Source organism: Streptomyces sp. NPDC043746, from assembly GCF_056436485.1.
The window spans coordinates 29,305-38,523 of record NZ_JBWKCM010000042.1; the positions used below are offsets into that span (position 1 = coordinate 29,305).

6 protein-coding genes are annotated in these 9,219 nt (G+C 72.1%); 4 read left to right on the forward strand and 2 right to left on the reverse strand.

Going from position 1 to position 9,219, the window contains the following annotated elements:
- Positions 1–195: 195 nt before the first annotated feature.
- Complete coding sequence (locus tag AC0682_RS29520; protein ID WP_478536231.1) at positions 196–975, reverse strand: S1 family peptidase; 780 nt, start codon at positions 973–975, stop codon at positions 196–198.
- 639 nt (positions 976–1,614) lie between these two features.
- Between AC0682_RS29520 and AC0682_RS29525 the strand changes: the two genes are divergently transcribed.
- The 4 genes from AC0682_RS29525 (at position 1,615) to alaS (ending at position 7,228) form a co-directional block, all read left to right on the forward strand.
- The gene (locus tag AC0682_RS29525) at positions 1,615–2,505 is read left to right on the forward strand and encodes a S1 family peptidase (protein WP_478536233.1); all 891 of its coding nucleotides are present in this window, start codon (positions 1,615–1,617) and stop codon (positions 2,503–2,505) included.
- A gap of 408 nt (positions 2,506–2,913) precedes the next feature.
- On the forward strand, positions 2,914–3,987 hold the full coding sequence (gene tsaD / locus AC0682_RS29530; RefSeq protein ID WP_478536234.1) for a tRNA (adenosine(37)-N6)-threonylcarbamoyltransferase complex transferase subunit TsaD: 1,074 nt from the start codon (positions 2,914–2,916) through the stop codon (positions 3,985–3,987).
- On the forward strand, positions 3,984–4,577 hold the full coding sequence (locus AC0682_RS29535) for a GNAT family N-acetyltransferase (protein ID WP_478536236.1): 594 nt from the start codon (positions 3,984–3,986) through the stop codon (positions 4,575–4,577). Before tsaD ends, AC0682_RS29535 begins: the two co-directional genes overlap by 4 nt.
- 5 nt (positions 4,578–4,582) lie before the next feature.
- Entirely contained in the window at positions 4,583–7,228 is a 2,646-nt protein-coding gene (gene alaS / locus AC0682_RS29540; protein ID WP_478536238.1) for an alanine--tRNA ligase, read from the forward strand.
- A gap of 234 nt (positions 7,229–7,462) precedes the next feature.
- Here alaS and AC0682_RS29545 read toward each other — a convergent pair whose 3' ends face one another.
- Complete coding sequence (locus tag AC0682_RS29545; RefSeq protein WP_478536240.1) at positions 7,463–8,845, reverse strand: serine/threonine-protein kinase; 1,383 nt, start codon at positions 8,843–8,845, stop codon at positions 7,463–7,465.
- Between the last annotated feature and the right edge of the window lie 374 nt (positions 8,846–9,219).

Sequence of the window (9,219 nt, forward strand, 5' to 3'; positions counted from 1 at the left end):
CCCTCCTCCCCCCCCTCCCCCCCCTCCCCCCCCCCCCCCCACCCCCCCCCCGCCCCCCCCCCCCCCCCCCCCCCCACCCCCCCCCCCCCCCCCCCCCCCCCCCCCCCCGGTGGGGCCCGGCTCGAAGCGCCCCGGAAGCCGCCCGGCCGGACCCCGGGGCCGGAGTCATCGCAAACCGCCCGGCCGGGCCCGGGCTCAGAGCGCCCCGGTGTACTGCTGGATCCAGGACCGCCAGGCGGCCAGGTCCGTGTAGACCGCGCCGCCGACTCCGCAGGTGCTGCTGTTGGAGCCGCTGCGGCTGGTGGCGCCGGCCAGTTCGAGGCGGCCGTTCCGGTTGACCAGGGCGGGCCCGCCGGAGTCGCCGTAGCAGGCGGTGTTGGAGGTGGTGCCCGCGATGCACAGCTCACGGCTGTTCACCATGCCGAGGCAGGAACTGTCGGGCAGCACCTTGGTGTCGAGCTGCTTGAGGTAGCGGGGCGCGCCGGTGGAGCAGCCGCGCTGCGGGCAGGTCTGGCCCCAACCGAGCAGCCGGGTGGCGGTGTTGTCGGGCGGGGTGGTGGCGGTGATGGGTACGGGGGTGTTGGCGACCTGGCTGCTGAGGCGGAGCAGGGCTATGTCCTGGCCGGCCATGCTCTGGCTGTTGGAGGGCCGCACGATCTGCGAGACGCCTGCCAGGGTGCCGCCGCTGAGGTGGTCGTTGGAGCCGATCCGGACGCGGAGGGCGGAGGGCGGGAGTGCGCCGTTGCCGTATGTGCAGTGCAGCGCCGTCACCATCCAGCCCGGGGAGATGAGCGAGGCGCCGCAGTAGTGGCCGCCGTTGACCTGGAGGGAGCCCATGAAGGAGTAGGTGGTGGTGGCCTGTCCGCCGCCGACGATGGGGTTCGGGGCGGCGGTCGCGGTGCCGGTGAAGGCCGGGGCGGCGACCGCCATGCCGAGGGCTAGGCCGGCGGCGAGCAGGGGCCTGGGGAGAGGCATGGGGGGTCCTTCGTGTGGGAGGTGTGGGAGGTGCGGAGGCAGCGGGCCCGAGGGTGGTTCCGGGTTGTTCGTGGCCCGTCAACCTGCCGTCCACAGGAGTATGTGAGGGGCCGCGCCGATCCGCCAATGTCGGCGGCCCATAACATCCGCGAGTACCGGGCGGTAGTTCCGGCGTCCCGCCTCCCGGGCCGCCCGCGTCCCGCCCTGCGGCCTCTCTCCGGCCCGTCCCGCGACCGGTTGCCCCGCCCGTCCCGGCGCCGGTCGTCGCGGCTGCCGCCGAGCCGGTGGCGGGGGTGTGCGGGCGGCGCACGGGGTCAGCAGGGACCGGCTCCCTTCCGGTGGTCGTCGCCCCTCACCCTGGGCTCGGTAGGGGCGTCAACTCGTCGAAGAACCAGCCCGATTCAGGCCATCCCTCTTCTCGCGCGATCGCCCATCCGCCGATTCGGCGGATTCGGCGCCCCGCCGAGCGGCCGCCTTTCGGCCAGTCCCGTCCGGGGGGGGTCTTGCGTGGGTGTGCGGGCCTGTCCAGCATGAAACAACGTTGTCAGGAGCACGTCGACCTGATCGCGTGACTCCTGATGAGGTGTCATGGGCGTCCACCCAGCGCCCGAGTTCCCCCCACGATCCGGAGGACTTGCAGTGCGACTCTCCCACCCCCACAGCATGTCGAGACGAGCACGGCTCATCGCCGGGGCGACCGCCCTCGCCGCCGCCACGGCGCTCGCCGTACCCGCGGCCACGGCGTCCGCCCAGCCGGCCCCGAAGACGTTCAGCGCCACCCAGCTCGACCGGACGGCCGACTCCGTCCGCGCAGCGGACATCGGCGGCACCGCTTGGTATGTCGATGCCGAGTCGGGCAAGGTCGTCGTCACCGTCGACAGCACGGTCACCGAGGCCGAGATCGAGAAGATCAGGAGCGGGGCCGGTGCGAACGCCGGCGCTCTCGAGGTCAAGCACACGCCCGGCACGTTCACCAAGCTCATCGCGGGCGGCGAGGCCATCACCACCGGCGGTGCCCGGTGCTCCCTCGGCTTCAACGTGCAGGACGGCGCGGGCACCAAGTTCGCCCTGACCGCGGGCCACTGCACCGACATCGGCAGCTCGTGGTCCATCGGGACCACGACAGGATCCAGCTTCCCCGGCAACGACTACGGCATCATCCGGCACTCCGACCCCGGCGCGGCCGACGGCCGTGTCTACCTCTACCACGGCGGCTACCAGGAGATCGACGGCGCCGCGGACCCCTCGGTCGGCCAGTCCGTCCAGCGCAGCGGCTCCACCACCGGCCTGCACGGCGGTTCGGTCACCGGCCTCAACGCCACCGTCAACTACGGCGCCGACGGCATCGTCACCGGTCTGATCCAGACCAACGTCTGCGCCGAGCCCGGCGACAGCGGCGGCGCGCTCTTCTCCGGGAGTACCGCTCTCGGCCTCACCTCCGGGGGCAGCGGCAACTGCTCCTCCGGCGGCACCACGTTCTACCAGCCCGTCACCGAGGCACTCAGCGCCTACGGTGTGAGCATCATCTGATTCCCGCACCGACCAGGGGCCTTCACCGTCGGCCCCGAGCGCTGTCCCCGCCGGTCCGCCGGCGGGGGCAGCGCCGGTCGTGGGGAGGCGCCGATCACCCGTGGTCCCTCTGCTCGTTCGCGCCGGGAACCGGCGGCAAGGGGCGTGCCACGTGCCCGGCCGGGCACCTGGGCGTCGGGTCGGCGCGCATGGCCCAGGAGCGGTCCTCGCTCTCCCCCTGGACGTAGTGGACGACGCGCTGTCCGTCGGCGTCGGCGTGGAAGTCGGCGCAGAGGAAGCCGACGGGCCGGTGCTTCCCCCCTTGGCCGGGCCCGTCGGCCAGGTTCCGGGTTACTGCCGGGGACGACGCGCCCAGCTCTTATTGCACATATATTGCAAGTACGAGATCTGTGCAAAAGGAGTGGTGCAGTGGGTGGACCGGTCGTCCTGGGAATCGAGTCGTCGTGCGACGAGACCGGCGCGGGGATCGTGCGGGACGGGGAGCTGCTCGCGCACGTGGTGGCGTCGAGCATGGACAAGCACGCCCGCTTCGGCGGGGTGGTGCCCGAGATCGCGGCCCGCGCCCACCTCCAGTCGTTCAATCCGGTCGTACGCGAGGCGCTCGACCGGGCGGGGCTGCGACTGGGGCGGATCGACGCGGTCGCCGTCACCACCGGTCCCGGTCTGTCAGGCGCGCTCCAGGTCGGCCTGGCCGGGGCGAAGGGCCTCGCGTACGCGGCCGGGGTGCCGTTGTACGGGGTACACCACCTGGCCGGGCACGTCGCCGCCGACACACTGGAGCACGGGCCGCTGCCCAGCCCGTGCGTGGTGCTGATCGTCTCCGGCGGCCACACGTCCCTGCTGCTCGTGCGGGACCTGGTGCGCGAGCCGATCCTGCATCTCGGGGACACCCTGGACGACGCGGCGGGCGAGTGCTTCGACAAGGTCGCCCGTATCCTCGGCCTCCCGTATCCGGGCGGGCCCGCGATCGACCGGGCCGCGCGTGACGGTGACCCGCGTGCCGTGGACTTCCCGCGCCCGCTGACGCGGGGCGGTGACGACCCGTACGCCTTCTCCTTCTCCGGGCTCAAGACCGCCGCCGCCCGCTGGGCCGAGAAGCACCGGGTGCAGGGGCGCGACCTGCCCGTCGCCGACGGGGCCGCCGCGCTCCAGGAGGCCGTGGCCGACGTGCTGAGCCGCAAGGCGCTCGCGGCCTGCACGGCGTACGACGTCCAGACGCTGATCGTCGTCGGCGGCGTGGCGGCCAACTCCCGCGTCCGGGCCCTCACCGAGCAGAGGTGCGCCGCCGTCGGCGTGGAGCTGCGCGTGCCGCCGATGACGCTGTGCACCGACAACGGCGCCATGATCGCCGCCGTCGGCGACCTTCTCGTCCGCTCGGGCGCCGAACCCGCCCCGCTCGACGTCTCCATCGACCCGTCCGCGCCGCTGGAGTACGCCTCCCTGACCCCGCTTCCCGCCCCGGCCGCGAGAGCCGCCCGATGACCCCCGTTGTCCGGGCGGTCTCCGGCGACCGGCTGCTCGCGTACGCGCAGGGGGTGAGGGCTGTGTACGCGGCCGCGTTCGGCGGTCCGCCCTGGAACGAAGCGCCCGAGCGGGCCGACGCCTACCTGGAGCGGCTGGCCGATGACGTCCACCGGTCCGGTTTCACCGCCGCCCTCGCGCTCGACGAAGACGCCGTCCTGGGCTGGGCGACCGCGTGGACGACCCCCGACCCGTTCCCCGCGGGCCGCTGCTACCCGTCCGTATCCGCCGCCCTCGGTGAGTCGCGGACAGCCGCGTGGCTGTGCGGGGCCCGCGAGGTGGACGAGCTGGCCGTCGCCCCGCAGGCGCGCGGTGCCGGCCTGGGCGGGCGGCTCCTCACGGCGGTGACCGAGGACCGTGCCGACGGACGGTGCTGGCTGCTGACCTCGATGGCGGCACACCAGACCCTCGCCTTCTACGAGCGGGCCGGCTGGACCCGGGCCACCTTCCCCTCGGCCGGGGGAGCCGGTCACGCCGCCTTCCTCGGCCCCCGGCATCCGGCCCGCACAGCAGCCCCTCGCCCCCCGCAGTCCCTTCGACCGGAGCAGTGAGAACCTTGCGTACCGCCGACATCCGCCAGCGCTTCCTGGACTACTTCGCCGCCCGCGGCCACACCGTCGTCCCCAGCGCGCCGCTGCCCACCCCCGACCCGACGCTGCTGTTCGTCAACGCGGGGATGGTGCCGTTCAAGCCGTACTTCACCGGTGAGGCAGCCCCGCAGTGGGATAGGGCGACGAGCGTGCAGAAGTGCGTGCGGACGCTGGACATCGAGGAGGTCGGGAAGACCACCCGGCACGGCTCGTTCTTCCAGATGAACGGGAACTTCTCCTTCGGGGACTACTTCAAGGCGGAGGCCATCGCCTTCGCCTGGGAGCTGTCCACCAAGCCGCGGACGGAAGGCGGATACGGGCTCGACCCGGAGAGGATCTGGGTGACCGTCCACCACTCCGACGACGAGAGCCGGGGCATCTGGCGCGCGGTCGCCGGTCTGCCCGACGCGCGGATCGTCGAGCGTGGTGACGAGGACAACTTCTGGTCCATGGGCGTGCCCGGCCCCTGCGGCCCGTGCTCGGAGCTGTACTACGACCGGGGCCCGGCCCTCGGCAGCGAGGGCGGCCCGGCAGTCGACGAAGACCGGTACATGGAGTTCTGGAACCTCGTATTCATGCAGTACGAGCGCGGCGAGGGCCCCGGCAAGTCCGGCTACCCCGTCCTGGGCGAGCTCCCGCGCCGCAACATCGACACCGGCATGGGCCTGGAGCGGATGGCCACCCTCCTCCAGGGCGTCGACAACCTCTACGAGATCGACGAGACCCGCCCGGTCCTCGACCGCGCCGCGCAACTCGCCGGCGTACGGTACGGCGCCGACGCCCAGGCAGACGTACGGCTTCGCGTGGTCGCGGACCACGTCCGCACGGCGCTGATGCTCCTCGCCGACGGCACCGCCCCCGGCAACGAGGGCCGCGGCTACGTGCTGCGCCGCATCCTGCGCCGCTCCGTCCGCGCCATGCGCCAGCTCGGCTTCCACGACCGCGCCCTGCCGGAGCTGCTGCCCGCCGCCCGCGACTGCATGGCCCCCTCCTACCCGGAGGTCGTCGAATCCTTCGCCCGCATCTCCGACCAGGCCTACGGCGAGGAGGACGCCTTCCGCACCACTCTCAAGCAGGGCACCACCGTCCTCGACACCGCCGTCGCCGAAGTCAAGGAGGACGGTGGCCGTTCACTGCCCGGCGCGCAGGCGTTCCTCCTCCACGACACCTACGGTTTCCCCATCGACATCACCCTGGAGATGGCCGCCGAACAGGGCGTCGAGGTCGACCGCGACGGCTTCACCGCCCTGATGAACGCCCAGCGCGAGCGCGCCCGCGCCGACGCCCGCGCCCGCAAGTCCGGCGGCGCCACCGACACCACCGCCCTGCGCGGGGTCCTCGGCACGCACGGCCCGACGGACTGGCGCGCCTGGCAGACCCTCACCACCGAGTCCCGCGTCCTCGCCCTGATCGGAGCCGAGGGCCCGGTGCCGCTCGCCCGGACCGGAGACATCGTCTCCGTCGTCCTGGACCGCACGCCCTTCTACGCCGAGTCCGGCGGCCAGGACAGCGACGCCGGCCTCCTCTCCGGAGCCTCGGTGGAGGCCGAGGTCATCGACGTCCAGCGCCCGCTCCCCGGCCTCGTCGTCCACCAGGTCCGCGTCACCGCCGGTGAACTGGCCGCCGACGACACCCTGCACGCCGCCGTCGACGCCGAGTGGCGCCTCGGTGCCCGCCAGGCTCACTCCGGCACCCATGTCCTGCACGCGGCCCTGAGGGAGATCCTCGGCCCCACCGCCCTGCAGTCCGGTTCCTACAACCGGCCCGGATACCTCCGCCTCGACTTCCCCTGGCGCGGCGGCCTCTCCCCGGCCGTCCGCTCCGAGGTGGAGGAGGCCGCCAACCGCGCCCTGCGCCGCGACCTGCCGGTCGGCGTGCGCTGGATGACGCTGGCCGAGGCCAAGGAGATCGGCGCGCTCGCCCTCTTCGACGAGTCGTACGGGAAGAAGGTCCGCGTGGTCGAGATCGGCGGCGCCTGGTCCCGGGAACTGTGCGGCGGAACCCACGTCGAACACGCCTCCCAGATCGGCACCGTCGCCCTCACCTCGGAGACCTCCATCGGCGCGGGCATGCGGCGCCTGGAGGCCGCCGTCGGCATCGAGGGCTTCGGCTACCTCGCCCGCGAGCGCGACCTCGTCGCCCGCATCGCCGAACAGATCGGTGCGCCCCGCGCCGAACTTCCCGAGAAGATCACCGGCCTCCTCGACCGCCTCAAGGCCGCCGACCGCGAGAACGCCCGCCTCAAGCAGCAGGCCACCATCGCCCGCGCCGCCCAACTCGTCGGGGACGTGATCGACGCGAACGGCGTCCAGGTCGTCGCCGCCACCGCCGGGGGCGGCGGGGACGAAGCCCGGGCCCTGGCCACCGCCGTCCGCGACCGCCTTCCCGCCGGCACTCCCGGCGCCGTCGGCATCGGCACAGGAGCGGGCGTGGTCGTCGTCGCACTGAACAAGGCCGCCCAAGAGGCGGGCCTCAACGCGGCATCGCTGGTCAAGCAGCTCCTCGGCGGTCGTGGCGGCGGCTCACCCGAGCTGGCGCAGGGCGGCGGACTGGCCGGCGACCGCCTCGCCGACACGCTGGCGGAACTGCCCCGCGTGATCGGCGCCCGCTGATCCGGGGCTCGTCCATCGGCCGCCTCACTCCGGTACGAACGCACGGCGCCCCACGCCTTTCGCCGCTCACGGCCCGTCCACTGTCCTTCCGGTGGACGGGCCGTCCCGCGATATCACCGCGACGAGCTACAGCAACGACCTGGAAAAGGACACACGCACGACATTCTTTCTGGGCAACTCCATTACGAGCAACGAGGGTAGAGCACCAAGATCAAGAATGACCTCACGGTCCTGTTAGGCAGTACGTCCGGTAGCCCTCAGCTGCTCAGCGACCCAAACGGCGATCTCATCCGCAGTGAGCTCTTGATTCGTTCTGTCGCTGTCGTTGTCCTCGCAGCGCACCTTCGCCACATAGGGACCGATACGGAAAATCCAGGTGAAGGTGTAGTCGTCGCCAACACCCTCAGCAGTGCCGGATATTTGCTTGTTCTCTTTTCTTAGACTGCCGTAGTACTTGAGCTGCTCATACTTTGCATCCCGCGCCGCGTTGCTGTCCGCGTGACCGACGACGGTGACCTCGAGTCGGTATTTGTCCTTGCCGTCCTTTTTCTCCGTGCCCAAGAAGCTGCAGTCGAGGTGCGAGGTGACGCGATTCTCTGCCGGTACTGCTCTGGTGTTGGGGATCCATTCGTTCATCCGCGGGTGTGCTTCCAGTCTTTTGCAGAGGTCGGGCACCGCCGCCTCGCCGCCCCTGCCGTCCATGGCCGTCAGGGCCACGACGAGACCTGCGACCACGGCACCCGCTACGACCACCGCGAGGACAGTGGCGAGTGCGATCCGGCCTCGGCGTCGGCCCTGCGGCGGCTCGCTCTCGGGCTGGAGGCGCACCGTGCCGGTGTCCAGCCGGGTGGGGGTGGGCAGCTCGAGCGGCTCGGCAGCCGCTCGCAGGTGGTGCCGGGCCCGGGCGGACGTCCATCGCTCCAGTGGGTCATCCGTCAGCAGACCCCTGATGACCGGCTCCAGCGCCCCCGCCTGCTCCAGTGGCTTCTCGTGGACGAGCCGCCCCTCCACGGCCACACACAGTGTCGCCCCCAGCGCCCACAGGTCCGAGGGCGGACCGGCCTGCCGCCCCATGGCTCGCTCCGGAGCGATGAACCCCGGCGTGCCGATCACGACACCGGTCCTGGTCACAACGGTGGCATCCCGTACCGCCGCGATCCCGAAATCGGTCAGGACGACTTGGCCTCGCTCGGATATGAGCACATTCCCCGGCTTCACGTCCCGGTGCACGATGCCCTCGCCGTGCGCGCAGTCCAGCGCGTCCAGCAGGGCCAGGCCGATACGGGCGGCCTCGGCGACCGGCAACGGCCCGTCCTCCTGGACCATCGTGTGCAGGGAGCGGCCCCGGATGAGCTGCATGACCATCCAGGGGCCGTCCACGTCCTCCGACACGTCGTACACGGAAATGACGGCGGGGTGATCCAGCGCGGCGGCGGAGCGGGCCTCGCGCAGAAAGCGCTCCTTCAGGACGCGCTCGTCGCCGGGCTCTGAGTCCGCAGGCATCAGCAGTTGCTTGACGGCGACGGGCCGACGAAGCACGGTGTCTTCCGCTTCCCAGACAACACCCATGCCGCCGCGCCCGATCTCCTGCTTGAGCTCGTAGCGCCCACCGATCACTGGTGTCCCCCGTTCCGGCAGCCAACTGCCTCTCGGAACCGGGATCTTAGGCCCTCGCTCAGCCCTCGCCCAGCACGGCGACCGTTTCCGGCGGCAGGTCCCAGGCGAGGGTCGGTGCCCCCATTTGAGGGGCATTGCATCCGGTCCGGATGCCGGTCCCGTCCCGGGGCGCCGTGACCGACGCTCCACCTCCGGCAGCAACAGCCCGATCACCGCCTCTTCGAACGGCGGAAGTGACGGCGGCGGCTATGGCGTCTTCCCCTTCCTCGCAGAGTGCCCAGCCAGGGACATTGCGTGTTGTCGTTCCGCCCGGTTGAGCACCTGAGTCCTGCTTGATCACGTCCATCCCAGTGCGGTCAGTGGTCGGCTGGGGT

Excerpts from the sequence above, each read along its gene's own strand:
- AC0682_RS29520 (WP_478536231.1), bottom strand. The coding sequence starts at position 975 with ATGCCTCTCCCCAGGCCCCTGCTCGCCGCCGGCCTAGCCCTCGGCATG.
- AC0682_RS29535 (WP_478536236.1), top strand. The coding sequence starts at position 3,984 with ATGACCCCCGTTGTCCGGGCGGTCTCCGGCGACCGGCTGCTCGCGTAC.